This window comes from Kribbella qitaiheensis (genome assembly GCF_042657745.1).
In the GTDB taxonomy this organism is placed as follows: Bacteria; Actinomycetota; Actinomycetes; order Propionibacteriales; family Kribbellaceae; genus Kribbella; species Kribbella qitaiheensis.
In genome coordinates, this window is record NZ_JBHSKE010000018.1 from 1 (window position 1) to 25,997 (window position 25,997).

Sequence of the window (25,997 nt, forward strand, 5' to 3'; positions counted from 1 at the left end):
AAGACCTCGACCCCTACCCGGCCACCGACGCGCCGATCAGCTCTACACCCTCAACTGTGAAGAGCCGGGTTTCGCCATCCTGAAGGCGGTCTTCCCACCCGCGGAGATCGGCAAGGCATTCGCGCTGTTCGGCCCGGTGATGGGCCTGTCGGCGGTGGCCGGGCCGATCATCGCCGGGGCATTGATCGACGCGAACTGGTTCGACGCCGGCTGGCGGATGATCTTCTGGATCAACGTGCCGATCGGCGCGCTCGCTCTCCTCGGCGCGCTGCGGTACATGCCCGAGGTGAAGACGCCCGGCGCGTCCCGGCTCGACACCGCCGGCGTGATCCTGGTCAGCCTGGCGTGCGGTCTGCTGATCTACCCGCTGGTGCAGGGTCGCGAACTCGGCTGGCCGGTGTGGTCGATCGCGATGATGGTCGCCGCCGTACCGGTGTTCGCGCTGTTCGGCTGGCGGGAGCGCCGGTCGGGCAACCCGGTGATCGACCCGTCGCTGTTCCGTAGCCGCGGGTACGTCGCGGGGCTCGGCGTGATCACCACGTTCTTCCTGGCCATGTCGGGATTCATGCTGGTCTTCAACCTGTTCACCCAGCTCGGTCTGCACTACAGCCCCTTGAAGGCCGGACTCGCGATGGTGCCGTTCTCGCTCGGCATCGCGATCGGCGCGCCGCTGTCCGGCGGGCTGCTCGCGCCGAAGCTCGGCCGGAAGGCGCTGCAGCTCGGGATCCTGGTGATGGCGGTCTCGATGGTGGACGTGTGGTTCACGCTGCACGTCTATGGCGACCAGACCACGATCTGGAACCTGGTGCCGGCCACCCTGGCGAGTGGGATCGGCGCGGGCATGGTGTTCGCCCCGCTCTTCGACATCATCCTGGCCTCGATCGACGACCAGGCCGCGGGCTCGGCGTCCGGAGTACTGACCGCGATGCAGCAGTTCGGCGGCGCGATCGGAGTAGCCGTCATCGGGACCATCTTCTTCCAGCTCCTCCCCGACCAGGCCTTCCTGGGCGCCACCAAGACAGCCACCCTCGTAGCCGTCGCCCTCTTCGCCGTCAGCCTCCTCGTCACCTACCTACTCCCGAAGCGAGCCCGCGAGGGCGCTTCAGCGCACTGAACCTCCACACCCGAGCGACCCACAGCCTGGCGCTGGCTTTCACCGATTCCAGGGCACGGCTGGCGGTCTGTTCGCCGACTGGCGGCTTAGAGGGCGCCAGCCGGCGAACAACCAGCCATCGGCCCGGCCTGATGTCTGAGGCCCGAGGCGGTGGCCGAGGTCCCGATGTGGGGGCCGAAGGCGGACTTTGTGCACGGCTTGAGCGTTTCTTGCGCCGGGATCTGCTCAGGTGATGCACAAAGTGCCGCTTTGGGGGTGGGCATGACAAAGCCCCGCTCGCCCTGGTTGGGGGGAGCGGGGCCTTGGGTTGGATCAGTTGAACGAGTCGCCGCAGGCGCAGGAGCCAGTGGCGTTCGGGTTGTCGATCGTGAAGCCCTGCTTCTCGATCGTGTCCACGAAGTCGATCGACGCACCCTTGAGGTACGGCGCGCTCATCCGGTCCGTGACCACGCTCACACCGCCGAAGTCGGCCACCACGTCGCCGTCGAGCTGACGCTCGTCGAAGAACAGCTGGTACCGCAGGCCGGAGCAACCGCCCGGCTGCACGGCGACCCGCAGGGCGAGGTCGTCGCGACCTTCCTGGTCCAGCAGCGCCTTCACCTTGGCAGCAGCCCCGTCGCTCAACAGGATGCCACTGGCCGTGGTTGCGGCCTGCTCGGTCTGCGCTTCAGTCATTCCTGACTCCAGTCATCTCTTGAGCGCCCGGCCGCTTTGGGCAGGCGGCCACGCGCGGAAAGTCCGCTGTCATTCGGGCCAACACACGCCGATCCCGAACCATTCCCATGGTCGCACACCAATTTCCCCGATCAAGCAGTCGGCTCACTGGCTGATCCCGGTACGGCGTACCGCGGGGTGGTCGCGGCGCGGCGCCCAGACGCCGCCGGACACCGCGTACGGCGTACGCAGGAGGTGGTTCACCGGGCCCAGGTGCGGGCTACTCGCTCGGCGACGGCAGCCAGCGAGCCGTGGGGGTCGGCGAAGGCGCGCTCCTCGCCGACCGCGTCGACCAGGGAGTAGGCGGACTCGACACCCATCGTGCGCATCTCGCGGGCGCCGATCTGCACCTTGCCGGCGAGCACCACGCAGGGCCGCATCGCGTCGTTCGCCACCTTCGCGACGCCGGAGATCACCTTGCCGTCGCGCGACTGGAAGTCGAAGGCACCTTCGCCGGTGAGCACGATGTCCACCTGCGCGGCCTTCACCTGCAGCCCGGTCAGCTCCGCCACCAGGTCGATCCCGGAGACGCGTTCGGCGCCGAGCAGCAGCAGCGCGTACCCGAGCCCGCCGGCGGCACCCGCGCCTTTGGCATCGGCCGTCTTCCGCCCGGCCAGCTCGGCGAACTTGGTCAGCCAGAGGTCCACCTCCGGCTTCCGGTCGTCGGTGATGCCCTTCTGGCTGCCGAACACGTTGGTCGCGCCGCGCAGACCGAGCATCGGGTTCTCGACGTCGCTCGCCGCCACGAACTCGACCCCGGCCATCTTCCTCCGGGCCGGCTCGAGGTCCACCTCGGTGAGCGTCGCCAGCCCGGTCGCCCCCGCGTCGAGGGTGCCGCCGGCCGCGGTGGCACCCAGGGCCGCGAGCAGCCCGGCGCCGGCGTCGTTCGTGCCGGACCCGCCGAGACCGAGGATGATCCGCTTCGCTCCGGCGTCGACCGCCGCCGCGATCAACTGGCCCACGCCGTACGTCGTCGCATCCTCCGGCCGGCGATCCTTCGGCTCGACCAGGTGCAACCCGCATGCCTGCGCGGTCTCGACGTACGCGGTCTCCCCCGCGACCAGCACCGTCGCCGGGACCTCCTCGCCGAGCGGGCCACGCACGGTCACCGACAACAAGGTGCCGTCGACAACAGCAGTCAGTACGTCGATGAACCCGGGCCCGCCGTCCGCCATCGGCGCCACCAGCACTTCAGCCTGCGGATCCCGCCGCCGCCACCCTTCCTCGATCGCAGCCGCGGCCTCGACAGCAGTCAACGTCCCAGCGAACTTGTCCGGAGCAATCAGCACGCGCATAGCCGACATCCTCTCCTACGCCCACTCCCTCGCGCTGCACCGCGGCCATCCCCCGGACAGTTGCCGGGCGCGGTCAGCGGCGCAGGAGCCGACGGAGAAGGAGAGCCACGGCGGCGCCGATCAAGTAGGGGGCGACGCGTTTGGCCACGGCCGGGAGCAGGGTGGAGGCGAGGTTCAGGGAAGCCTCGGAAGAAGGCGCCGGACCAGGCGGGGGCGTCGGCGGCCTGGGTGGCGTGGGCGCGGCCGGACTCACCGGTTCGGCAGGGCTCGCTGATTCGGCCGGGCTCGCTGGTTCGGCCGGGCTCGCCGGCTCGATCGGAGTTGCCAGCTGGACGGTCAGGTAGTCGACGAACTGGTCCAGGAGTTTGTCGGAAACCTCCTGGATCAGGCCGCGGCCGAACTGGGCCGGGCGGCCGGTGATGATCAGGTCGGTGTCGACCGTCACCTCGGTGGCCGCGTCACCGGTCGGCGTCAGTTGCGCGGTCACCCGGGCGGTCGCGGTGCCGTTGCCGCGCCGATCCTTGCCCTTGGCCTCGAGTACGGCGCTGTGGTTCGCCGGGTCGCGCTCGACGAAGGTGCCGGTCCCGGTGTACTGCAACGCCACCGGGCCGAGCTTCACCTTGCACGACCCGGCGAACGCGTCATCGTCGCACGACGTCAGGGTGGCGCCGGGGAAACACGGCACCACCCGTTCGAGGTCGTTGAACGCGGCCCAGGCCTGCTCGACCGGCACCGGTACGACGAAGCGGTGCTCGAGCTTCATCCAGCGCCTGCCGCGCTCAGTACCGCCCTCCGGGTGAGCACCGAGGCGAGGTGCCTGCGGTACTCCGCATCGCCGTTGAGATCCGTCGGCGGCGAGGTCCCGTCGGCGGCGCGGGCCGCGGCCGCCCGGACCGCCTCGGCCGTAGCCGGCTGACCGACCAGTGCCTGCTCGACCGCCGTCGCCCGGACCGGGATCGACGCCATGTTGGACAGCCCTACCCGCGCCTCCGCGATCGTGCCGCCGTCCAGCCGTACGGCGGCCGCGACCGCCACGATCGGCCACTGCTGCGCGACCCGGCTGAACTTCTCGTAGTGCGCGCCCCAGCCGGTGTACTTCGGAACGCGGATCTCGACCAGCAACTCGTCCTCGCTGAGGGTCGTGGTGAACACGCCCTCGAAGAAGTCCGCGGCACCGACCGTACGGCGACCGTCCGGACCCTGGATCACCATCTCCGCGTCGAGCGCCACCACCACCGCCGGCAGGTCGGCGGCCGGATCGGCATGCGCCAGCGATCCCCCGAAGGTCCCGCGGTGACGCACCTGCGGATCGCCGATCGCGGCGGCCGCGAGCGAGATCAGCTTCGCGTGCTCGGCGATCGAAGGGTCGGCCTGGACCACGCTGTGCGGCGTCATCGCGCCGATCACCAGTGCGTCGCCGTCGTCGCGGATCCCACGCAGCTCCGCGATCCGCCCGAGGTCGACGATCACCTCGGGCGCCGCCAGGCGCAACCGCAGTACCGGCATCAGGCTCTGGCCGCCGGCCAGCACCTTGGCGTCGTCGTGCTCGCGCAGCAGGGCCAGCGCCTCGTCCACCGACGTCGGCGCGTAGTAGTCGAACGCTGCCGGAATCATGATTTCGCCCCTTCCTGCAAGGCTTTCCAGACCCGGTACGGCGTACAGGGCATCTCGACGTCGGACACCCCGAGATGGCGGACCGCGTCGACGACCGCGTTGACCACGGCCGGGGTGGAGGCGATCGTGCCGGCCTCGCCGACTCCCTTCACGCCGAGCTGGTTCGTCGTCGCCGGGGTCTCGGTGCGCGCCGTCACGAACGACGGCAGATCCGGTGCCGCCGCCACCAGATACGAGTCGAACGAGCCGGTCACCAAGGTGCCGGACTCGTCGTGCACCGCTTCCTCGAACAGCGCCTGCCCGATGCCCTGCGCGACACCGCCGTGCACCTGCCCTTCGACGATCACCGGGTTGATCACGTTGCCCACGTCGTCGACGCTCACGTACGAGCGGATCGTCACCGCTCCCGTCTCGGTGTCGACCTCCGCCGCGCACAGATGGGTGCCGTGCGGGAAGGAGAAGTCGTCCGGTTCGAGGGTGGCGTCGGCGTCGAGCGAGCGCTCCGCGCCGCCGTCCAGCTTGTGTCCCTGGAACACCGCGAAAGCGAGTTCGGCAAGGCTCATCCCCGCTGCGGTACCCCGGACCCCGAACCGCCCGCTGCTGTACTCGAGGTCGTCGGCGTTGGCCTCGAGCAACTGGGCCGCGATCGGTTTGGCCTTCTCGATCACCTTGTCGGCCGCCGCGAGCACCGCCATCCCGCCGATGGCCAGCGATCTCGACCCGTAGGTGTCCAGGCCCCGGGCCGAGACCTGCGTGTCCCCGTGCAGCACTTCGACGTCCTCGAAGGGAACGCCCAGCCGGTCGGCCACGATCTGGCTCCACGCGGTCTCGTGTCCCTGACCGTGCGGGCTGGTGCCGGTGATCACCTCGACCTTGCCGGTCGGCAGCATCCGGATCGACGCGTGCTCCCAGCCGCCAGCGACGTAGCCCATCGAGCCGAGCCAGCGCGACGGGGCCAGCCCACACATCTCCGTGTACGTCGAGATGCCGATCCCGAGCTGGACCGGGTCCCCCGACTCGCGGCGTTTCTGCTGCTCGGCGCGCAGGTCGTCGTACCCGAACAGGTCCTTGGCTTTCGCGGTCGCCGCCTCGTAGTTGCCCGAGTCGTAGTGCATGCCCGACACGGTCGCGAACGGGAACTCCTCGTGCTTGATCCAGTTCCGCTCGCGGATCTCCAGCGGGTCGATCCCGACCTCGGCCGCGAGCTCGTCCATCAGCCGCTCGACCGCGAAGGTCGCCTCCGGCCGGCCGGCGCCGCGGTACGCGTCGGTCCAGGTCTTGTTGGTGAAGACGTTGGTGCAGGTCAGCCGGTAGGCCGGGAACTTGTAGATGCCGTTGTACATGAACGCGCCGAGGATCGGGATGCCCGCCGACACCAGGCCGAGGTAGGCCCCCATGTTCGCGAGCAGCTCGACCTTGAGTCCCCTGACGGTGCCGTCGCGGTCCGCCGCGAGGGTGAGTTTCTGCCACTGGTCCCGGCCGTGGTGGGCGGCCTGCAGCGACTCCGACCGGGTCTCGGAGTACTTGCAGGGCTTGCCGGTACGCCGGGCCGCGATCACGGTCAGCACCTCTTCGGGGGTGAACTGCAGCTTGCCGCCGAAGCCGCCGCCGACGTCGGGGGCGATCACCCGGATCTTGTGCTCGGGGATGCCGAGCACCAGCGCGATGAAGATCTTGACGAAGTGCGGCACCTGGGTCGAGGACCACACCGTCAACTGCTCACCGGTCGGGTCGGCCACGATCGACCGCGGCTCCATGAACGCCGGGATCAGCCGCTGCTGGCGGTACTCGCGCTCGATCACGATGCCGCCGTCCCGGGCCGCCGCGATCGCGGCGTCGACATCCCCGCCGGTGCCCGCCTCGGCGGAGTCGAAGTTGAACCGGGCCGACACGTTGGTGCCCAGATCGGGATGCGCGAGCACCTCGTCGGCGGCCGCCGCCTTCAACTCCAGCGCCGCCGGGAGTTCCTCGTAGTCGACGTCGACGAGATCTGCCGCGTCGTTCGCCTCGGCGGCCGACCGGGCCACCACGACGGCAACGATCTCGGCGGCGAAGTTCACCGTGTCGACCGCGATGGACGGGTGGGCCGGCGCCTTCTGCTCCGGTGTGGCCGTCCAGGCGAACGGCAACCCGCCCTGCTCCTCGGCCAGGTCGGCCCCGGTCAGTACCGCGACGACTCCGGACGACGCCTTCGCCGCCTCGGTGTCGATCCCGGTGATCCGGGCGTGCGCGAACGGGCTGCGGACCATTGCCAGGTGCAACATGCCGGGCAGGACCACGTTGTCGGTCCAGCGGGTCCGGCCGGTGATCAGGCGGGCGTCCTCCTTGCGCCGGCGCGGATTGCCGACCTCGGCCGCCGGGCGCTCCTGCGTGGTGGTCATTGCGCACCTCCCGCGGCCGCGGCCGCGCGGACGGCCCGGACGATGTTCTGGTAGCCCGTACACCGGCAGAGGTTGCCCTCCAGCCCGAGCCGGACCTCGTCCTCGGTCGGGTCTGGATTGTCGGCCAGCAGGTCGATCGACTGCATGATCATGCCGGGCGTGCAGTAGCCGCACTGCAGCGCGTGGTTCTCGTGGAAGGCCTGCTGCATCGGATGCAACTGCCCGTCGGTCGCGAGCCCCTCGATCGTGGTGATCTCGTGCCCGTCGGCCTGGACCGCGAACATCGAGCAGGACTTCACGCTCCGCCCGTCGAGAAGCACCGTGCAGGCGCCGCAGTTGCCGGTGTCACAGCCGACCACGGTGCCGGTCTTTCCCAGCTGTTCGCGCAGATAATGTACGAGCAGCGTGCGAGGCTCCACGTCGTCCGTGTAGCCGCCTCCGTCGACCTTCACTGTGATCCGAGACATCCCAGCCTCCAGACAATGACAATGAGCAGTGCCGATGTCCTCCGATCGTGCGCCTGGTGTGACGCGCACCACAAGGGAGGGAGATCAGTGGTGGATGGACCCGGCCTGCGCCGACAACCGGTCGCCGGCCCCACCCCAGCGCAGCGCGATGATCTCGGCCGCGATGCTGACCGCCGTCTCCTCCGGGGTCCGGGCGCCCAGGTCCAGCCCGATCGGGCTGGCGAGCCGGGCCAGTTCGGGCTCGGTCAGCCCGGCCTCGCGGAGCCGTTTCAGCCGGTCGTCGTGGGTTCTGCGCGAGCCCATCGCCCCGACGTACGCGAGATCGGGCAGCCGGAGCGCCACCTCCAGCAGCGGTACGTCGAACTTCGGGTCGTGGGTGAGCACGCAGACAACGGTCCGGGAATCGACCCGCCCGGCGGCCACCTCGGCGGTCAGGTACCGGTGCGGCCAGTCGACCACCACCTCGTCGGCCGACGGGAATCTCGACGCCGTCGCGAAAACACCGCGCGCGTCGCAGACGGTCACCCGGTAGCCGAGGAACGAGCCGAGCTTCGCGACCGCCGCCGCGAAGTCGATCGCCCCGAAGACCAGCAGCCGCGGCACCGGGGCGTACGACGCGACGAAGACCTGCATCCCCTCACCCCGGCGCTGCCCGTCCGGCCCGTACTCCAGCGTCTCCGTCCGGCCGGTCGCGAGCAGCCCGCGCCCGTCGTCGACCACCGCGGCGTCGGACCGGTCGGACCCGAGGCTGCCGGCTGTCGGCTGCCCGTGGGGTCGCACCACCAAACGGCGACCGACCCGGGACGCGTCGGGGTGTGCGACCACGGTCGCCACCGCGACCGGGCGGCCGGCGGAGATGTCGGCCGCCACCTCGCCCAGTTCCGGGTACGACGCCTGGTCGACCCGCTCGACGAAGATGTCCAGGATCCCACCGCAGGTGAGCCCGACCGCGAAGGCCGACTCGTCGCTCACGCCGTACCGCTGCAGCACCGGCTCGCCCGACTCCAGGATCTCCTCGCCGAGCTGGTAGACCGCGCCCTCGACGCAGCCGCCCGACACGCTGCCGACGGCCTCGCCACCGGGGCCGACCAGCATCATCGCGCCCGGTGGCCGCGGCGCGGACTCGAACGTCGCGACAACGGTGCCGACGGCAACCGGATGGCCGGCGCTCCACCACCTCGCCAGCTGCTCCAGAACGTCACGCATCGGCCACCACCTCCAGAAGATCCGCGAAGCTGGCCAGGCTGTGCCCCGCGATCAGGTCGTCCAGATAGGGCAGCACGGCCACGATCCCCGCCTGGACAGGCAGATAGCCGGGCTTGCCGCGATGAGGGTTGAGCCAGACCACCCGGTGCGCCAATCCCGCCAGTCTGCGCAGCTGCTCCCCCAGCAACGTGGTGTCGCCGCGTTCCCACCCGTCGCTGCACACCACCACGACGGCCCGGCGCGCGGTTCCACGCTGACCCCAGCGGTCCAGGAACACCTTCAGCACCTCACCGAGCCGAGTGCCACCCGACCAGTCCGGTACGACGTCGCCTGCCAGCCGCAGCGCGTACTCCGGGTCGCGGTGCCGCAGCGCGGGCGTCACCCGGGTGAGCCGGGTGCCGACGGTGAACACCTCCACCTGGCGCGGGGCCACCCGGACCAGCGAGTGAGCCAACCGGAGCAGGCTGTCGGCGTACGGACGCATCGAGCCGGACACGTCGATGAGCAGGACGACCCGGCGAGGTCTGGTGCCACGGCGCCGGTGGAGCACGCGAGCAGGTTCGCCGACCTGGCGCAGCTGGGCCCGCAGGGTGCGCCGAGGGTCGATCTCGCCCCGGTTGGACGGCCGCCGCCGGGCTCCACGCCGTACCGGGGCTCGCGGTCTCAGGGTCGCGAACTGCCGGACGAGTTCGGCACGGTCGGCGGCGGAGAGCTCGGCGACGTCGCGGTGCCGGAGGATCTCGGTCTGGCTCGCGGCCACCGCGATCGACCGGTCGTTGCCATCGGCATCGGTATCCGGTGACTCGAGCCCGGCCTGCAAGGTGGTCGCGGCCGGGCGCTGCCGGTGCGCCGTGCGCGGGAGATCGCCGGAGAACCAGGCGGCGAACACCTCGTCGTACCGCGCGGTGTCGTCCGGACCACTGCACAGGGCGGCCCGGCCGGCCCAGTAGACGTCGGCGGCGACGCCCGCATCGAGTGCGGCCACCGCACGCAGGAAGACCTGCACCCGATCGGCCGTCACCGCCAGGCCCGCGTGCCGCAGCGCGGAACCGAAGCCGACCAGCAGGTGGTCGGGAGATGGGTCCGGGCCGCGGATCGTCATGGCAGTCAGCTCGCCAGCAGCCGGTCCAGTGATTCCCGGACCCGGTCGGTGTCCTCCCGGTACTTGAGCACCGCCCCGAGCGTCGCCGCCGCGGCCTGGACGTCGAGGGTGTCCGTGCCGAGCGCGTCGAGCGCCCGGGCCCAGTCGAGCGTCTCCGCGACGCCGGGCGGCTTGAGCAGGTCCAGTTCGCGCATCCGCTGGACCGACCGCGCGACCTGCTCGGCCAGCCGTGCGGACACCTCCGGCAGCCTGGTCCGGACGATCTCGACCTCGCGCTCCAGACCGGGGTGGTCGATCCAGTGGTAGAGGCAGCGGCGCTTCAGCGCGTCGTGCACCTCGCGGGTCCGGTTGGAGGTGAGCACGACGATCGGCGGCACCTTCGCGGCGACCGTGCCGAGTTCGGGGATCGTCACTTCGTGGGTCGAGAGGACCTCCAGCAGGAACGCCTCGAACTCGTCGTCGGAGCGGTCGATCTCGTCCACCAGGAGGACGGCCGGGCTTTCGCGGAGGGCGCGCAGTACGGGCCGGGCGAGCAGGAAGCGCTCGTCGAAGAGGGACTTCTCGACGTCCTCGACCTTCGCGCCCTTCCCGGTCGCCTCGACTGTGCGCAGGTGCAGGATCTGCCGCGGGAAGTCCCAGTCGTACAGCGCCTGCGAGGCATCGATGCCCTCGTAGCACTGGAGCCGGATCAACGGCAGCCCGAGCGCGAGGGCGATGGCCTCGGCGAGGGACGTCTTGCCGGTGCCCGGCTCGCCCTCCAGCAGCAGTGGCCGGTCCAGCACGAGCGCCAGGTAGCCGACGGTGGCCAGGCCGTCATCGGCGAGGTACCCGGTTCCGCGCAATCGCTCGGCGAGCTCTGCCGCGGAGCCGACGACGTTCATCTGTTCAGAATCACCCCGGTTCGGTGCCGTTGCCAAGGATCCGGCCGTGGCCGGGAATTTCGCATCGTGGGCAGTGACGTGCACCACGAGGTCCCAGGCCGCCGTCATGGCACGATGGTTGACGTGACGACCACCGTAGAGGGTTCGAAGTCTCTCCCGTTGTTGTTCCTGGGCCGGGACACCGACCCCCACTCGGAGCGCGGGGTGGAGTGCCCTGGCGCGCTGCCGCCCGCCTCTGACCCGAATCTGGTCGAGCGGGCACTCAAGGCCAAGGCCGCGCTCGGGGACCAGGTGTTCGTGCTGGGCCACCACTACCAGCGCGACGAGGTGATCCAGTTCGCCGACGTCACTGGTGACTCGTTCAAGCTCGCCCGGGACGCGGCGGCCCGCCCCGACTCGCCGTACATCGTGTTCTGCGGTGTGCACTTCATGGCCGAGTCCGCGGACATCCTGACCAACGACAACCAGACCGTGATCCTGCCCGACCTCGCAGCCGGGTGCTCGATGGCCGACATGGCTCGCATCCAGCAGGTCGAGGCGGCCTGGGACGCGCTCGCCGACGCGGGTGTCGCCGACGTGACCGTGCCCGTCACGTACATGAACTCCAGCGCCGACATCAAGGCGTTCTGCGGCCGCAACGGCGGCGCGGTCTGTACTTCGAGCAACGCCGACGTCGCGCTCGACTGGGCCTTCCAGCAGGGCGAGAAGGTGCTCTTCCTGCCCGACCAGCACCTCGGCCGTAACACCGCCGTGCTGAAGATGGGCCTCAGCCTCGACGAGTGCGTGGTGTACGACCCGCACAAGCCGGGCGGCGGTCTCACCCGCGAGCAACTGGCCGCGGCGAAGATGATCCTCTGGCGCGGGCACTGCTCGGTCCACGGCCGGTTCACCGCCGCGTCGGTGGACGACGTGCGCTCGCGGGTTCCCGGCGTCAACGTGATCGTGCACCCCGAGTGCCAGCACGAGGTCGTCACCAAGGCGGACCTGGTCGGCTCCACGGAGTACATCATCGACACCCTGGCGAAGGCCGAGCCCGGTACGTCGTGGGCGGTCGGCACCGAGCTCAACCTGGTGCAGCGACTCGCCAAGCAGCACGCCGACAAGAACATCGTGTTCCTCGACAAGACGGTCTGCTACTGCGCCACGATGAACCGCATCGACCTCCCCCACTTCGTCTGGACCCTGGAGAACCTGGTCGCCGGCACGGTCGTCAACCCGATCACCGTCGACGCCGACACCGAGAAGTACGCCAAGATCGCCTTGGACCGGATGCTCGCGCTCCCGGGCAAAACAGCCCGCGACTAGCCGGACCTTTTAGTTGGCGACGCGGGTGGGGGCGTAGAAGGTCGCCAGGACCTCGGGGAGGCGGTCCGGGGACCAGCGGTTCACGGGTTCTATGCGGCCGTGGAGACCGGCTAGGCCCTTGGCCAGTTCGCCGACTACGTCACCGCGCCAGGAGACGACGGCTCCGTCCTGGGGGCCGACGATCACCGAGGGGCCGCCTCGGTCGAGGCAGACCACCGGGCAGCCGCTCGCCAGGGCCTCGGCCACGGCCCAGCCGGCCGCTTCGCGCATGGCGGGTGCCAGGAGAGCGTCCGCGCGCAGGAGAGCGTCCAGGACCTCTTCGCGCGGGAGTTGGCCGACGAACTCGACGCGGTCGCGGATGCCGAGGTTCTCGGCGAGGCGTTCGGCGCGGCGCCAGTCGGGACCGTCGCCGATCACCCGAAGCTCCCAGCCCGCGGCTTCCGGGCGGGCCAGGGCGCTGATCGCCATCAGCAGCCCTTTCCACGGGATCAGCCGGCCGACGAACAGCGCGGTCTTGATGCCCGCGGCACCATAAGGTTCACGCGGCCCGCTGGCCGTGGCGAAGCGGCTGATCGCGACGTTCGGCTCGACGACCACCTCGGCCGCGGAGTCCTTGAACTCCTCGGCGACATCCTTGTTCTGGGCAACCACCAGATCGGCGCTCTGGGCGAGCTTCCGGCCGATCACCTTGCGGAGCATCCCGGTGTAGCCCCGCCGTACCAGCTCTGCCGACACACCGCGCGGGCCGAGCCAGTGCGCCATCGAGAGCGGCGCCGAGGTCGATCCCCCGACCGGGCCCCAGATCACCTTCGCCGAGGACGGCCGGACGACGCCCGCGGACATCCAGTCGACCGCGAAGGTCAGGTGGTGGATCACGTCGAACGAGTACTGCGCGTGCAGCCGCCGGGCCGTGCGCCCGGCGAGTCGCTGCCACAGCGGGTAGTACCAGTACACGTCGGCGGGTCGACGCCGCAGCTTCAGCACCCACTTCGGCAGTTCGAGCGGCACCACCGTCAACGACGGCACCGGGCGGATCGCGAGTTCCTCGGCGATCTCGTGCGCGAACTTGCCGCGGGTCAGCAGCCAGACGTCGTGGTCGCGCGCGGCGGCCTTCGCCCAGGCCCAGCCGGCACCCGGCTCGGACCCACCCTTGGGTCGGCACGCGTAGGCGCTGAGCAGGATCTTCGGCCGGGTCACCGTCATGTTCCCTCCAGCAGCCTGCGCAGATCGGTGCTCGAGGTGGAGGCCGTGTACGGGAAGTAGTGCACGCCGGCACCGACCTCGCCGAGCAGCTTCTCCAGCCGGGTCCCCTTCTCTGTGCCCTTCCAGTCGTCACCCTTGAAGAGGACGTCGTAGCGCAACTGCTTCCACATCTCGAACTTGTCGCTGGACCAGTCGCTGACCACCTGGTCGACCAGACCGATCGCCTGGACGACCTCCATCCGCTCGTGGTGCGGCACCACCGGCGGCCGGCCCTTGATCCGGGTCACCACGTCGTCCTCGACCACGCCGGCGATCAGGAAGTCGCAGTGCTCGCTCGCCCGGCGCAGGATGTTCAGGTGGCCGATGTGGAACATGTCGTAGACCCCGGGGGCGTAGCCGACGACGCCCATCAGCCCTGTACCTCGACGCGGGCGGCGGGCTGGAGCGCGGCCATCTCGCGGTACCACTTGGCGACCGCGGCCAGCAGGAAGACCAGGTTCGCCACCAGCATCGCGGCGTACAGGACGATGAACAACGAGGGCCGGCCGAAGGCGAGGAAGACCAGGCAGAGGATGCCGTAGTCGGTCGGTGCGATCAGCAACGACTTGACGACGGAATCGCCCCGCACGTTGGGTTTCTCGCCACCGTGGCGGCGGCGGAGCTGGTCGATCAGGATCAGCCCGAAGAACATCACCGTCGACACGCACAGGTAGGCCAGCGGGATGAGCAGCACCAGCTCGTTGCTCAAGGCATCGAAGCGGTAGAGCGAGATCAGCACCGCGCTGTGCAGCAACGCGACCTTCACGCAGTCGATCATGTGGTCGAGCCACTCCCCCAGCGGCGACCCGCCGCCGCGCAGCCGGGCCAGCTGGCCGTCGGCGGAGTCCAGGGCATAGCCCAGCACCAGCAGGGCGGTCACCACCAGCGCGAGCGGCAGGCTGGGCTCGACCAGCGCGATCGCCACGATGCCGATCAGCGAGCAGAACCCGCTGGCCAAGCTGACCTGGTTCGGCGTGCGGCCGGCCAGGAACGCGGCGGCGGCCAGGTACCGGCCGATCCGCCGGTTGACGAACCGTGAGTACACCGGCGTGCCGGCAGAGGACTTCTGGGCTCGGGCCAACTCGGCGACGACGTCGCCGAGGGAGCGGCGCGTCATGCGACGGAGCTGCGCGACTGTCGCTGGTCGATCGCAGCGCGCAGGATCTGGCTGCTGGAACCCCGGCCGGCCGGCAGGGTGCTGACCAGCCCGGCGGGAATCCCGTCGAGCTCGTCGACGCCCAGCACGCCGTCGGTACCACTGGCAGCGAACACGGTCCGTACCCCCAGTACGCCGATCAGCCACTCGGGCTCGACGCCTTCCACCACAACCATCTCGTCGACACAGCGCAACTGCTCGACGATCTGGGCCCGCTCGACCAGCGGCACGAACGGCCGGGTTCCCCAGGCGTCCATCGCCCAATCGTCGGTCAGCACACCCACCACCAGCCGGTCGCACTTCTCCTTGGCCCGTTCCAGCACGTCGAGATGACCGACATGGAACAGATCGAAGACCCCGGTCAGGTATCCGATGCGTTGCGGCACCTTCTGCTCCCCCTGTGAGTCCTCGCGGACCCTTCGGCGCCCCCTGGGCGACTCTCTGCGTGACGAACTGCCGGTGAACCCCCGGACAACCGGCTCCCACCAACGACCGACGTGACCCCCCACGTCAGCGCTGACCTTATACCGCGCGCTCACAGCCCGCCTAGCGCGACCGGCCGTGGGCCGCTCGGCGGGCGATCGCATCGGTGTAGATCCTCTCCGTGGCCTCGAGGTCTCGCTCCGGGGTGAAGCGGTCGAGATAGACCTGTCGAGCTCGCTGCCCGCAGGCTATCGAAGTGGTGGGGTCTACCAGCCACCCGAGGGCCTTCCGCAGCCCTTCCGGATCCCCCGGCTCGGTCAGCGCGCCGGTCTCCCCGTCGTCCACCAGTTCCGCCAGTGCTCCGATCCTGGACGCGACCACCGGTACTCCGTGCGCGAACGCCTCGACCACCACGAGACCGAACGTCTCATAGGAACGAGCCGGTACGACGACGACGCGCGCGGAGCGGAGCACCTCCATGCACTCGACCCAGGGGAGTTGTCCGAGCACGCGGACCGACGGGTTCCGCTGGGCCAGCGCCTCGGCCTCGCCGCGGAGCGGGCCGTCGCCGATCACCACCAACTCCCCCAGCGACGAGTCCCACGCCTGCAGGAGGTCGGCGAACCCCTTGTCCTCCTGTAGCCGCCCGAGGAACACCACGGAGTCACCCGCACCCTCCCGTACTGCGCCCGCCTGCGGGACCGCGTGCGGCTTGACCACGATCTGCTCTGGGTCGAAGCCGCCCGCGACGTACCGGGAGCGGACGAACTCCGACGGCGCCACCAAGGTGGTGACGTAGCGCCGCCAGGTGTGCAGGGAGTTGTGCACGCTGATGCCGGTCGCGAGCGGCAGGCTCTGCACCTTCGACTCCCGGTAGCACCCGTGCAGGACGCCCCGCCAGGCGATCCGGCCGACGCAGTCCTCGCACGGACCACCGTCGCGCTGCAGGACGGCGTTGGCGCACATCAGCCGGAAGTTGTGGAGCGTGGCCACCACCGGGAGATCCAGCCGGTGCGCGGCCCGCAGTACCGAGGGGCTGAACAGCGGGAAGGTGTTGTGCACATGCACGACGTCAGGACGTCGCTCCTGCAATCGGAATGTTAAATCGCGTTCGGCGGAGAATGACCATACGGAGCGAAGCGGTAACAGCGCGCGATCCTTGCGGCCCATTTGCGCGATTTCGTCGCTGTTCTGTGCGTAGAGGTCAACGACATGTCCTGAGGTACGCAAAAAATCAGCCGTTTGATCGACGACCGTGTTCTCGCCACTGGGTTGACCCGAACGGTAACGGTTGTGCAACATGGCGACCCGCATGGCACTACCTTAAGTCTCGCGGTGGTGACACCTGGTTCGTGGGACCGCCCCTGCGGCGCGGACATGCGCGCCGCCACACCCGGAGGGTGATTTGAGGAAGTTGTGGTTCGCAGCGGTTATCGCGATGGCGGTGGTCGGCGTTACAGCGGCTTATCCAGTCATCTCCCACCTGAAGAACGCGGCATCCACAAGTAAGTCACGCGGCATCGAGCAGAACTCTGCTGCCGGCTCAGGGATTCCCCTCACAAAGCCGACCACGAAGCCTCCGGCCGCCGCCTCGAGCAAGCCACCGACGGCCGGCCCGTCGAAGAAGCCGGTCCCGTCCGTCAAGGCCAAAACCCCCAAGCCGAAGCAGACCGCCACTCCTGCCGGTCCGGCCCAATCGGTCGTCGGTGAGAGCAACGCGGGCCCGGCTGTCGCGGGCTCCTGCAGCGGTGTGGTGATCAAGCCCGGCCAGGACGCGCAGTCGGTGATCAACGCACGCCCGGCCGGCACCACCTTCTGCTTCGCGGCCGGCCTGCACCGGATCGGCCAGACGATCCGGCCCAAGGCCGGTATGACGATCGCCAGCGCCTCCCGCGCGGTCCTGTCCGGCTCGGTCCCCCTCACCGGCTGGAGCAAGACCGGCACCCGTTGGGTCGCCCGCGGCGCGCTGCCGGCGGCGTACGGGAAGAGCGGCCAGTGCGAGGACGACAAGGCGAACATCTGCAGCCTGCGGGAGCAGGTGTTCGTGGACGGCACCCATCTCACCCGGGTCGCCTCCCTCGCCGCGGTCAAGGCCGGCACCTTCTACGCCGACTACGCCGCCGACGCGATCTACGTCGCCAGCAACCCGGCCGGGCACGCGGTCGAGATGTCGAAGACGCCGACCGCGATCGAGTCGAACGCGCCGGGCGTCACGGTCCGCGGCCTGACCATCGAGCACTTCGCCAGCCCGGCCCAGGCCGGCGCCCTGGTCTCCGGTCCGGGCTGGACCGTCAAGGCCAACGAGGTGCGCTGGAACAAGTCGGTCGGCCTGATGCTGGTCAAGGCGAACAACGCCCGGATCGACCGCAACCTGGTGCACCACAACGGCCAGCTCGGCCTCGGGCAGTACAACTCGCTCAAGGCCGACCTGACCCGCAACGTGATCACCTACAACAACACCGACGGCTTCTGGATCGCCGACTGGGAGTCCGGCGGGATCAAGTCGACGCGCTCCTCCGGCACCGTCAGCAGCAACGTGATCCGGGCCAACAAGGGCGTCGGGATGTGGGCGGACGTGGCCGACGACGGCCGGGTGATCAGCTCGAACAAGATCGCGAACAACGCCGCCGACGGGATCCGCTTCGAGATCAGCCGCAACGGCGTGATCGAGCACAACACCATCACCGGCAACGGCTTCGGCACCGGACGTGGGTCCGGCACCTCGCTGTGGGACGGCGGTGGCATCAACGTGAACACCTCCTCGAACGTGCAGGTCCGGAACAACACCGTGACCGGCAACGTGAACGGCGTCTCGATCCAGTCCCGGACCCGCGGCGACGGACCGTGGGGCCGCTACCTGCTCCGCAACGTGCGTGTCACCGGCAACACGATCGGGATGACGGGCGGCACCCAGTCCACCGGCATGGTGCAGAACAGCGGGGCCGAGGTGCCCGCCGGGCAGCTCACCTTCAGCGGCAACCGGTACCTGCTGGATCAGGCGTCCGCGCAGCGGTTCGCCAAGTTCGGCACCAAGCTCAACGCGACCGGCTGGCAACGCGCCGGCCTCGATACCGCGGGGAGCTTCCAGACGAGCTGAACGCACCGACGAACGTGTGCAATGCACGCCTGGGGCAACGACTCGGAGAATGCCGATTTCCCTTCAGCAGGGAGGCTTGATCGGCATTTGGGGGACAAGCGCAACGACTTTGCGCATTGTCACGACTACGTCAAGTAGTAGTCTTCGGGGGAAGGCCGCACCAGGGGGGTGCACAGAGGAGTACCCGAACCCCCGAAGGGTCCTACGTGAAGAAATCAGTGACCATCATCTCTGTCGCGGCAGCCGGTGCGGTTGCCATCACCGGGATCGTCGCCGGCACGCGGTCGAACATGGCCTCGGCCTTCGGGCCTGAGGACAAGGTGGCCGGCTCCGGCGTGCTGCCCGGCGACCGGCCGCACAAGCCGCGCCCGCGGACCACGCCGACCATCAGCGTGCCGAGTGTGCCGCCGGTGCCGACCCGGCCGCCGACCACGCCGACGGCGCAGCCCACCACGGAGTCTCCGACGCCCACCGAACCCCCGGCGAGCACGCCGAAGCCGACCACGCCGGCCCCCGGCAGCTTCCCCGCCGGTCCGTCCCAGGCGCCCGCCTGTACCGGGGTGACGATCACGCCGGACGAGGACGCCGCCGACGTGGTGGACAAGGGCCAGGCCGGTACGACGTACTGCTTCGCCGCGGGCGTGCACCGGATCAGCCGCACCATCCACCCGAAGACGAACTCGACGCTCGGGAGCGACCAGGGCGCCGTACTGACCGGGTCCGTGCCGCTGACGGGGTGGACCGCGAGCAACGGCGACTGGGTGATCGAGGGTGTGCTGCCGGCCGCCTACGGGCAGACCGGCCAGTGCGAGGACAACGTGGCGAACGTCTGCCACCTGCGTGAGCAGGTCTTCTTCAACGGCAAGCACCTAAAGCGGGTCGGCAGCATGGACAAGGTTGCTCCGGGCACCTTCTACGCCGACTACGCCGGGAACGCGGTCTACCTGGGCGACAACCCACAGGGCCAGGCCGTGGAGATGTCGAAGACGCCGATCGCGATCGAGTCCGGCGCGGGTGGCGTGACGGTGCGCGGCCTGACCGTGGAACACTTCGCCACCGCTCCGCAGTCCGGCGCGGTCGTGCTCGCCTCGGGCTGGAAGGTCATCGCCAACGACATCCGCTGGAACCACGCGGTCGGCGCGATGCTCGTCAACGCCGACGGCGCCACCCTGGAGAAGAACCTGATCCAGTACAACGGCCAACTCGGCGTCGGGCAGTACAGCACGCTGAACGGCACCATCAAGGACAACCAGGTCAGCAACAACAACACCGACGGGTTCTGGATCGCCGACTGGGAGTCAGGCGGCATCAAGACGACCTGGTCCACCAACGGCTCGGTGGCGGGCAACCTGATCAAGAACAACACCGGCGTCGGGCTGTGGAGCGACGCGTACGACGACGGCCGGGTGTTCAGCGGCAACCAGATCATCGACAACGCCGCCGACGGGATCCGCTACGAGATCGGCCGCAACGGCGTGATCGAGAACAACGTCATCACCGGCAACGGGCTGGGCACCGGACGCGGCTCGGGCCGGTCGCTGTGGGACGGCGGCGGCATCAACGTGAACACCTCCTCGAATGTCCAGATCCGCAACAACACGGTCGAGGACAACGTGAACGGCATCTCGATCCAGTCCCGCACCCGCGGCAGCGGACCGTGGGGCCTGAACGTGCTCCGCGACGTCATTGTCACCGGCAACAAGGTGACGATGAAGGGCGGCACCACCGCGACCGGCATGGTGCAGAACTCCGGCGCCGTGGTCCCGAGCGGCGAGGTCGTCCTGAAGGACAACACCTACGTGCTCGACAGCCTGAGCGCCGAGCGGTTCCAGAAGTTCGGCCAGTGGTTCAGCGCCGGTGAGTGGCAGCAGGCCGGTCTGGACGCCGGCAGCACGTTCACCGCCAGGTAGCTAGCTGGTCAGCCGAGCGACGTGATCGGTGAGCAGCGCGCGGAAGACTTTGTTGTCGGGCAGGTCGTCGCCGAAGACCGAGCGAACCCCGAGCAGCGCGTCAACCACAGCGGGAGGTTGTGAGCCGGCTCCATCGAGAGCGGCTCGCAGCTTCCCGGCCTGGGGGTCGTCCAGGGGCAACTCGTTGCCCTTGTCATCCACTCCCCTGCTGACGTAGACCATCCAGGCGGCCACCGCGAGCGAGGCCAGCCGCGGCTCGGCGTTGGCGGCCAGGCGATCCCGCACGGTGCCGAGCAGGCGGACCGGCAGCTTCACCGAGCCGTCCATCGCGACCTGGGCCGTGCGGTGCTTCAGCGCGGGATTCGCGAACCTCTCCAGCACACTCTCCCCGTACGCCGCCAGGTCGAGCCCGTCCGGCGGTGTCAGCGTGGGAACCACGTCGGCCGTCATCAGCTCGGTGGCGTACCCGGCGAGCTCGTCATCCCGCACCGCCTCGGCGATCGTCTCGTAACCACGCAAGCCGCCCAGGTAGGCCAGCATCGAGTGCGTCGCGTTCAGCATCCTGAGCTTGGCCTGCTCCCACGGCGCCACGTCCGCGGTCAGTACTGCGCCCGCCTTGTCCCAGGCCGGCCTGGCCCCGGCGAAGTCGTTCTCGATCACCCACTGCAGGAACGGCTCGGCAACGACCACCGCCTCATCCCGTACGCCGAGGAGCCGCGCGGCCTCGTCCCGATCGGCCTCGGTGGTCGCCGGCACAATCCGGTCCACCATGCTCGCGGGGAACCTGACGACCTCGAGCTGCTCCGCCAAGCCGGTGGTTGAGCCGGCGGCGGCGTAGTCCTCCATCAGGCGGCGGAGGAAGGGGCCGTTGGCCACCAAGTTGTCGCAGGACACCACAGTCAGGGGCCCGGCGCCGACCTCCGCGCGCCGTGCCAGACCTGCCGCCAGCTGTCCCACCACGGTTCTCGGTGGTCGGCCGGTCAGGTCCGCCTGGATCTCCGGATCGGTCAGGTCGAGCCCACCGCCGGACGCGGCCCGGTATCCCTTCTCCGTCACGGTCAGCGTCACCACCGCGACGTCGGGATCGGCGATGCGCGCCACCACGGCAGCCGGGTCCTCCGGAGCCGTGAGGACGTCGCGGATGCTCCCGATCACCTGGATCGTCGGGTCACCCGCGCCACGGGTCAGTACGGAGTACAGGCCGTCCTGGGGGGCTAGCTGGTCGCGGACGGTCGCGGAGCGCTGGCTGACGCCGCAGATGCCCCAGCGGGTGCCCCCGGTGAGCAGGGCGGCCTGCTCGGTGAAGACGGCCTGGTGAGCGCGGTGGAAGGCGCCCAGGCCGAGGTGCACGATGCCGACCGTCAGCTCGCGCGGGTCCACCGCGGGCGCGTGGGCGGCAGGGAGGCTGGCCAGGTTCAGTCGTTCGGTCATATCGCACCGACCATCCGGTAGGGGCGCATCGGACTTCTCCTCTGTCAGGGTCGTGCAGGGTCTGAGGCCACTCCTGTGGAGTCCCGCACGATCAGCTCGCCGTGCAACGTGCCGCGGGTCCCGATGATGGTGTCGGGATCCGGGTCGTCGAGGACGGCGAGCAGCAACTCCACCGCGATCTGGCCGGCCTTCTGCTTCGGCAGCCGCACGGTGGTGAGGGCGGGGCGGGTCATCCGGGACATGGCGATGTCGTCGATGCCGACCACGCTGAGGTCGTCGGGCACCGAGATTCCCCGGGCGTGCAACCGGGCCAGCAGCCCGATCGCGACCAGGTCGTTGTAGGTCACCACCGCGGTCGCTCCGGTGGCGACGGCCTGGTCCGCGGCGGCCATGCCGCCGTCGTACGTCGGTGCGAAGTGGCCGACCTCCAGCAGCGCCACGCCGTTGTCGTTGGCGGCCGCGTAGAGGCCGATGATGCGGTGCGCGCTGGACCAGGAGGTCTTGGGCCCGCCGACCCAGGCGATCCGGCGATGGCCGAGCGCGACCAGGTGGGCGATCGCCTGGCGCATGCCTCCCTCGTTGTCGAAGGTGACCGCGGGGACTCCTTCGACCAGGCGGTTGACGAGCACGACGTTCGTCTCCTGCGCGACGGCGACCAGGTCCTCCTCGCTCGCGCGGGGCGAGCACAGGATCAGGCCGTCGACCTGCTTCGCCAGTGCGCGGATCAGCACGACCTCCTCGACCGCGTCCTCGTCGGTATCGGCCAGGAAGACCGCCACGTCGGACTGCCGGGCGCGGGCCTGGACACCCTTCACCACGCTCGGGAAGAACGGGTTCGCGAGATCCGGCACGACGAGGCCGATGTTGCCGGTCCGGCCGGTGATCAGCCCACGCGCCGCCCGGTTCGGCTCATATCCCAAGCGCTCGGCGGCGGCCTGCACTCGGGCTCGGGTGGCAGCGTTGACGACCGCGGGCGTCGACAAGGCCCTGGACACCGTGGACGGCGACACCCCGGCCAGGCGGGCGACGTCACGAAGCGTTGCGGGCATCTTCACCTCCAGTGCTGGTCGTCCGCTGAGTCTGCAATCGCTTGCAGTGTTGTGTCAATAGCTCGATGACCGGATGTGGACAACCGCTGGATTTCCCTTGTTTCATGGACTTGTGTGAGGATCAGATGCCTGCAATCCTTTGCATCAGCCGTTGCAGCCGATCCCTCACGGAGGACTCATGCCGAAGGCTCTGCGCCCGCATCCGGACCGTGCCCTGCCCGCCGGCGAAGCACGCGAGGTGGCCCGCCGGATCCACGAGTCCACCCGTGACCTCCCGCTGCTCTGCTTCCACGGGCACGTCGACGTCGCGCTGTTCGCCACCGACGAGGCGTTCGGCAACCCGGCCGACCTACTCGTGGTCCCGGACCACTACGTCACCCGGATGCTGATCTCGCAGGGCGTCGCCCCCGACCGCCTCGGACTCCCCCGCCGCGACGGCACCAGGACTGCCGAGCCCCGCGACATCTGGCGCGAGTTCTGCTCCCACTGGAACCTCCTGCTCGGGACGCCGAGCCGGTACTGGCTGGAGCACGAGTTCGCCGAGGTGCTCGGCGTCGAGGTGGCGCCCTCCGCGGAGACGGCCGACACCTTGTTCGACCAGATCTCCGCGCGGCTGGCCGAGCCGGAGTTCCGCCCGCGCGCGTTGCTCGACCGCTTCAACATCGAGGTCATCTCCACCACGGATGCCGCGACGGACGACCTCGCGCATCACGCGAAGCTCGCCGCCGATCTGCCCGGCCGGGTGATCCCGACGTTCCGCCCTGACGCGCTCGTCCATCTGGACCGGCCCGGCTGGAGCGACCTGACCCGCCAACTCGGGGAGCTCGCCGGCGCCGACACGTCGACGTACGCGGGGTATCTGGAGGCGTTGCGGCAGCGTCGTCAGGCGTTCCTCGCCGCGGGGGCACTGGCCACGGATCACGGGCACCTGAGCGCGGCCGCGACTCCGCTCGACGACTCAGCGGCCGCGCGGATCTACGAGAGCGCCTTGCGGGGCGAGGTTTCCGCCGAGGACGCGAGCGCCTTCGCCGGGCACATGCTGTTCCAGATGGCGGCGATGTCGGCCGAGGACGGGCTGGTCATGCAACTCCACCCGGGCGTGCTCCGCGATCACCACCCGGACATCTACGCGGCGTACGGGCCGGATCAGGGGCACGACATCCCGGTGGCGACCGAGTTCACCCGCTCGCTGCGGCCGGTGCTCGAGCGATTCGGGCACGCCGACGGGTTCCGGATGGTGCTGTTCACCGTGGACGAGACGACCTACTCGCGCGAGCTGGCCCCGATCGCCGGGGTCTACCCGACCGTGCGACTGGGTGCGCCGTGGTGGTTCCTCGACAGCCCGGACGGGATGCGGCGGTTCCGCGAGCTCGTCACCGAGACGGCCGGCTTCTACAACACCTCGGGCTTCGTCGACGACACCCGCGCCTTCCTCTCCATCCCCGCCCGGCACGACCTGGCCCGCCGGATCGACGCCGGCTACCTGGCCAACCTCGTCGTCGAACACCGCCTGGAAGAGGACGACGCCTTCCAGGTCGCCCAGGACCTCGCCTACAACCTCGCCCGAACCACCTACATCCGCTGATCGCCCGCCTGCACACCACCTGACTGTGCCGTAAGAGCCCGAGCCTGCACGGCATCGAGTACTGCGGCATGGGTGGTGCTCACCGGTACGCCGATCCGCAGTACCAGGGCGTCGTCGGCGGGGAGGAAGTCGAAGCTGAAGAAGGAGCAGCAGGCGATCTCGCGACGGGCGAGATCGCGGGCCTCGGCTTCCGCGGTGGAGGCGATCGTCAGCTCGAGCGTGGTCGGATCGATGCGCCGGACGTCTTGCACAGCGCGGGCGAAGAGCTGATCGAACTCGGCGACCCGGAGGGGTTGCTCGACCGTCGGCAGGGTGCAGGCTGACGGGATCCAGAGGTTCTCGAAAGTGCTCATGGTCCGACCGTAAGGCCGTAGCTGGGTACCGAATGCAAGCCCTGAAGTCGACGACCGGGCGAGGACCTATAGTTTGGGCGACTCTTGGGGCCGGCTACGTGGGGGAATCGATGAGACGCGGGATCATGTCGGCGGGCGCAGCTCTGCTCGCTGTCTTCGTAGTAGCCGGATGCACCGACGACCCGGCCACGCCGGCGTCGAACCAGACCCCACCGACACCGACGTCGACGGCTGCGATCCCGACCGCCGCTCCCCCGGCCGCGAACATCAAGCTCGGCCCGACCGGTCCGTCCACAGCGCCGAAGTGCGACGGCGTGCCGATCCCGGTCGGTACCGATCCCCAGCAGGTGATCGGCGCCAACCCGACGGCCAAGACCTTCTGCTTCGCCAAGGGACTGCACCGGATCACCCACGCGCTCCGCCCCGAGGCCGGGACCACCCTCGCGAGCAGCCAGGGCGCGGTGCTCAGCGGATCGGTCGAGCTCACCGGCTGGCAACAGGATCAGCAGCACTGGGTGATGCGAGGCGCGCTGCCCGCGGCGTACAAGCTCAAGGGCAAGTGCGAGGACGAGAAGACCAACCCCTGTCAGCCTGGTGAGCAGGTCTTCCTGGCCGGCAAGCACCTCACGCGAGTGATGGCGCTCGATCAGCTCGAGCCGGGCACGTTCTTCGGGGACTACAAGGCGAACGCTGTGTACCTCGCGGACGACCCGACCGGAAAGGACGTCGAGATGTCGCGGACGCAGACCGCGATCGAGGCCGCCGCGCCGGACGTCACCATCGCGGGGCTGACCATCGAGCACTTCGCCAGCAAGCCGCAGGGTGGCGCGCTGCAGGTCGGTCCGGGTTGGAAGGTCACCGCGAACGAGGTCCGCTGGAACCACGCGGTCGGCATCATGCTGATCGACGGCGACCAGGCCGTGGTGAGCGGCAATACCGTCGCCGACAACGGGCAGCTCGGCATCGGGCAGTACAGCTCCGAAAGCGTGAAGCTGACCGGCAACCTGGTCACCCGGAACAACACCGACGGCTTCTGGATCGCCGACTGGGAGTCCGGCGGGATCAAGTCGACCCGGTCGTCCGGCGAGGTGTCCGGCAACGACATCGTGGCGAACCGCGGGATCGGGATGTGGAGCGACATCGCCGAGTTCGACCGCCGGATCACCGGGAACCGGATCCGCGACAACGCCGCGGACGGCATCCGGTACGAGATCAGCTACCAGGCCACGATCGAGCAGAACGTTGTCGAGGGCAACGGATTCGGCACCGGCCGCGGCTCCGGGCCGAGTCTGTGGGACGGCGGCGGCATCAACGTGAACACCTCGTCCGGTGTCACCGTGGCCGGCAACCTGATCAAGGACAACCGCAACGGCATCGCGATCCAGTCCCGCACCCGCGGCGACGGACCGCGCGGGAAGTACGTGCTGAAGGACATCCTGATCGAGGCCAACCAGGTGGTGATGGACGCGAAGACGGCCAGCACCGGAGTGGTCGAGAACAAGGAGTCGCCCGCTGGGGACGGCGCGATCAGGTTCAGCCGGAACAGCTACCTGATCGGCGACAAGCAGGCCGAGCGCTTTGCCTACCGGGGACGGACGATGACCTGGTCCCAGTGGCAGGCCGCCGGCTTCGACGAGGACAGCGTCAGCAGCTAGGCGGTAGCCTGTGGTGT

At 69.6% G+C, this 25,997-nt stretch carries 23 protein-coding genes and 1 pseudogene; 6 read left to right on the plus strand and 18 right to left on the minus strand.

Going from position 1 to position 25,997, the window contains the following annotated elements; genetic code table 11:
- On the plus strand, positions 1 to 1,114 hold a 1,114-nt coding region (locus tag ACFPJ1_RS15715; protein WP_380104418.1), incomplete at its 5' end, for an MFS transporter.
- A 312-nt stretch (positions 1,115 to 1,426) separates the two neighbouring features.
- On the opposite strand, the gene ACFPJ1_RS15720 is transcribed toward ACFPJ1_RS15715, so the two are convergent.
- The 10 genes and pseudogenes from ACFPJ1_RS15720 to ACFPJ1_RS15765 form a co-directional block, all read right to left on the minus strand.
- A complete protein-coding gene (locus tag ACFPJ1_RS15720) occupies positions 1,427 to 1,789 on the minus strand; it encodes a HesB/IscA family protein (RefSeq protein ID WP_380104419.1) in 363 nt (120 codons plus the stop codon).
- A gap of 239 nt (positions 1,790 to 2,028) precedes the next feature.
- Positions 2,029 to 3,123, minus strand: a complete 1,095-nt coding sequence (locus tag ACFPJ1_RS15725; RefSeq protein ID WP_380104420.1) for a glycerate kinase family protein — start codon at positions 3,121 to 3,123, stop codon at positions 2,029 to 2,031.
- Between the two features lie 73 nt (positions 3,124 to 3,196).
- Positions 3,197 to 3,886, minus strand: a complete 690-nt coding sequence (locus tag ACFPJ1_RS15730; protein WP_380104422.1) for an SRPBCC family protein — start codon at positions 3,884 to 3,886, stop codon at positions 3,197 to 3,199.
- Positions 3,883 to 4,737, minus strand: a complete 855-nt coding sequence (locus ACFPJ1_RS15735) for an FAD binding domain-containing protein (protein WP_380104424.1) — start codon at positions 4,735 to 4,737, stop codon at positions 3,883 to 3,885. Before ACFPJ1_RS15735 ends, ACFPJ1_RS15730 begins: the two co-directional genes overlap by 4 nt.
- On the minus strand, positions 4,734 to 7,118 hold the full coding sequence (locus ACFPJ1_RS15740) for a xanthine dehydrogenase family protein molybdopterin-binding subunit (protein WP_380104425.1): 2,385 nt from the start codon (positions 7,116 to 7,118) through the stop codon (positions 4,734 to 4,736). Before ACFPJ1_RS15740 ends, ACFPJ1_RS15735 begins: the two co-directional genes overlap by 4 nt.
- Positions 7,115 to 7,585 (minus strand): (2Fe-2S)-binding protein, encoded by a 471-nt coding sequence (locus tag ACFPJ1_RS15745; protein ID WP_380104427.1) that lies wholly within the window; start codon positions 7,583 to 7,585, stop codon positions 7,115 to 7,117. Before ACFPJ1_RS15745 ends, ACFPJ1_RS15740 begins: the two co-directional genes overlap by 4 nt.
- An 84-nt stretch (positions 7,586 to 7,669) precedes the next feature.
- Positions 7,670 to 8,575 (minus strand): XdhC family protein, encoded by a 906-nt coding sequence (locus ACFPJ1_RS15750; protein WP_380104556.1) that lies wholly within the window; start codon positions 8,573 to 8,575, stop codon positions 7,670 to 7,672.
- Positions 8,576 to 8,617: 42 nt separating this feature from the next.
- Positions 8,618 to 8,791, minus strand: a pseudogene (locus ACFPJ1_RS15755) (XdhC family protein); the annotation flags it as partial.
- Positions 8,784 to 9,893, minus strand: a complete 1,110-nt coding sequence (locus tag ACFPJ1_RS15760; protein ID WP_380104428.1) for a vWA domain-containing protein — start codon at positions 9,891 to 9,893, stop codon at positions 8,784 to 8,786. The gene ACFPJ1_RS15760 and the pseudogene ACFPJ1_RS15755, both read right to left, overlap by 8 nt.
- Positions 9,894 to 9,898: 5 nt before the next feature.
- Complete coding sequence (locus ACFPJ1_RS15765; protein WP_132187856.1) at positions 9,899 to 10,774, minus strand: AAA family ATPase; 876 nt, start codon at positions 10,772 to 10,774, stop codon at positions 9,899 to 9,901.
- A gap of 114 nt (positions 10,775 to 10,888) precedes the next feature.
- Between ACFPJ1_RS15765 and nadA the strand changes: the two genes are divergently transcribed.
- Complete coding sequence (gene nadA, locus ACFPJ1_RS15770) at positions 10,889 to 12,079, plus strand: quinolinate synthase NadA (RefSeq protein WP_380104431.1); 1,191 nt, start codon at positions 10,889 to 10,891, stop codon at positions 12,077 to 12,079.
- 9 nt (positions 12,080 to 12,088) lie between these two features.
- On the opposite strand, the gene ACFPJ1_RS15775 is transcribed toward nadA, so the two are convergent.
- The 5 genes from ACFPJ1_RS15775 to ACFPJ1_RS15795 form a co-directional block, all read right to left on the minus strand.
- Complete coding sequence (locus ACFPJ1_RS15775; RefSeq protein WP_380104433.1) at positions 12,089 to 13,282, minus strand: glycosyltransferase; 1,194 nt, start codon at positions 13,280 to 13,282, stop codon at positions 12,089 to 12,091.
- The gene (locus ACFPJ1_RS15780) at positions 13,279 to 13,692 is read right to left on the minus strand and encodes an FAD synthase family protein (RefSeq protein ID WP_132295888.1); all 414 of its coding nucleotides are present in this window, start codon (positions 13,690 to 13,692) and stop codon (positions 13,279 to 13,281) included. The genes ACFPJ1_RS15775 and ACFPJ1_RS15780 overlap by 4 nt, the downstream gene beginning before the upstream one ends.
- Positions 13,692 to 14,438, minus strand: coding sequence for a CDP-alcohol phosphatidyltransferase family protein (locus ACFPJ1_RS15785; protein ID WP_380104435.1), 747 nt, complete (start codon positions 14,436 to 14,438; stop codon positions 13,692 to 13,694). The genes ACFPJ1_RS15780 and ACFPJ1_RS15785 overlap by 1 nt, the downstream gene beginning before the upstream one ends.
- Positions 14,435 to 14,863, minus strand: coding sequence for an adenylyltransferase/cytidyltransferase family protein (locus ACFPJ1_RS15790; RefSeq protein ID WP_380104436.1), 429 nt, complete (start codon positions 14,861 to 14,863; stop codon positions 14,435 to 14,437). Before ACFPJ1_RS15790 ends, ACFPJ1_RS15785 begins: the two co-directional genes overlap by 4 nt.
- Positions 14,864 to 15,023: 160 nt before the next feature.
- On the minus strand, positions 15,024 to 16,214 hold the full coding sequence (locus ACFPJ1_RS15795; RefSeq protein ID WP_380104438.1) for a glycosyltransferase: 1,191 nt from the start codon (positions 16,212 to 16,214) through the stop codon (positions 15,024 to 15,026).
- A gap of 91 nt (positions 16,215 to 16,305) precedes the next feature.
- Here ACFPJ1_RS15795 and ACFPJ1_RS15800 point away from each other — a divergent pair, with 91 nt between their 5' ends.
- Both ACFPJ1_RS15800 and ACFPJ1_RS15805 read left to right on the plus strand, forming a co-directional pair.
- Positions 16,306 to 17,997: a right-handed parallel beta-helix repeat-containing protein gene (locus tag ACFPJ1_RS15800; RefSeq protein WP_380104439.1), complete on the plus strand. Its 1,692-nt coding sequence runs from the start codon at positions 16,306 to 16,308 to the stop codon at positions 17,995 to 17,997.
- 206 nt (positions 17,998 to 18,203) lie between these two features.
- Positions 18,204 to 19,907, plus strand: a complete 1,704-nt coding sequence (locus tag ACFPJ1_RS15805; protein WP_380104441.1) for a right-handed parallel beta-helix repeat-containing protein — start codon at positions 18,204 to 18,206, stop codon at positions 19,905 to 19,907.
- Here the strand turns inward: ACFPJ1_RS15805 and ACFPJ1_RS15810 are convergent, their stop codons facing one another.
- A complete protein-coding gene (locus tag ACFPJ1_RS15810) occupies positions 19,908 to 21,338 on the minus strand; it encodes a mannitol dehydrogenase family protein (protein WP_380104442.1) in 1,431 nt (476 codons plus the stop codon).
- Between the two features lie 44 nt (positions 21,339 to 21,382).
- A complete protein-coding gene (locus tag ACFPJ1_RS15815) occupies positions 21,383 to 22,387 on the minus strand; it encodes a LacI family DNA-binding transcriptional regulator (protein WP_380104444.1) in 1,005 nt (334 codons plus the stop codon).
- Positions 22,388 to 22,565: 178 nt separating this feature from the next.
- Here ACFPJ1_RS15815 and uxaC point away from each other — a divergent pair, with 178 nt between their 5' ends.
- The gene (uxaC, locus tag ACFPJ1_RS15820; RefSeq protein ID WP_380104446.1) at positions 22,566 to 23,972 is read left to right on the plus strand and encodes a glucuronate isomerase; all 1,407 of its coding nucleotides are present in this window, start codon (positions 22,566 to 22,568) and stop codon (positions 23,970 to 23,972) included.
- Here the strand turns inward: uxaC and ACFPJ1_RS15825 are convergent.
- Positions 23,960 to 24,325 carry a hypothetical protein gene (locus ACFPJ1_RS15825; protein WP_380104449.1) on the minus strand — a complete coding sequence of 122 codons (366 nt, stop codon included), beginning with the start codon at positions 24,323 to 24,325 and terminating at the stop codon, positions 23,960 to 23,962. The genes uxaC and ACFPJ1_RS15825 overlap by 13 nt on opposite strands.
- A gap of 110 nt (positions 24,326 to 24,435) precedes the next feature.
- Here ACFPJ1_RS15825 and ACFPJ1_RS15830 point away from each other — a divergent pair, with 110 nt between their 5' ends.
- A complete protein-coding gene (locus ACFPJ1_RS15830; RefSeq protein ID WP_380104451.1) occupies positions 24,436 to 25,980 on the plus strand; it encodes a right-handed parallel beta-helix repeat-containing protein in 1,545 nt (514 codons plus the stop codon).
- The last annotated feature ends 17 nt before the right edge of the window (positions 25,981 to 25,997 follow it).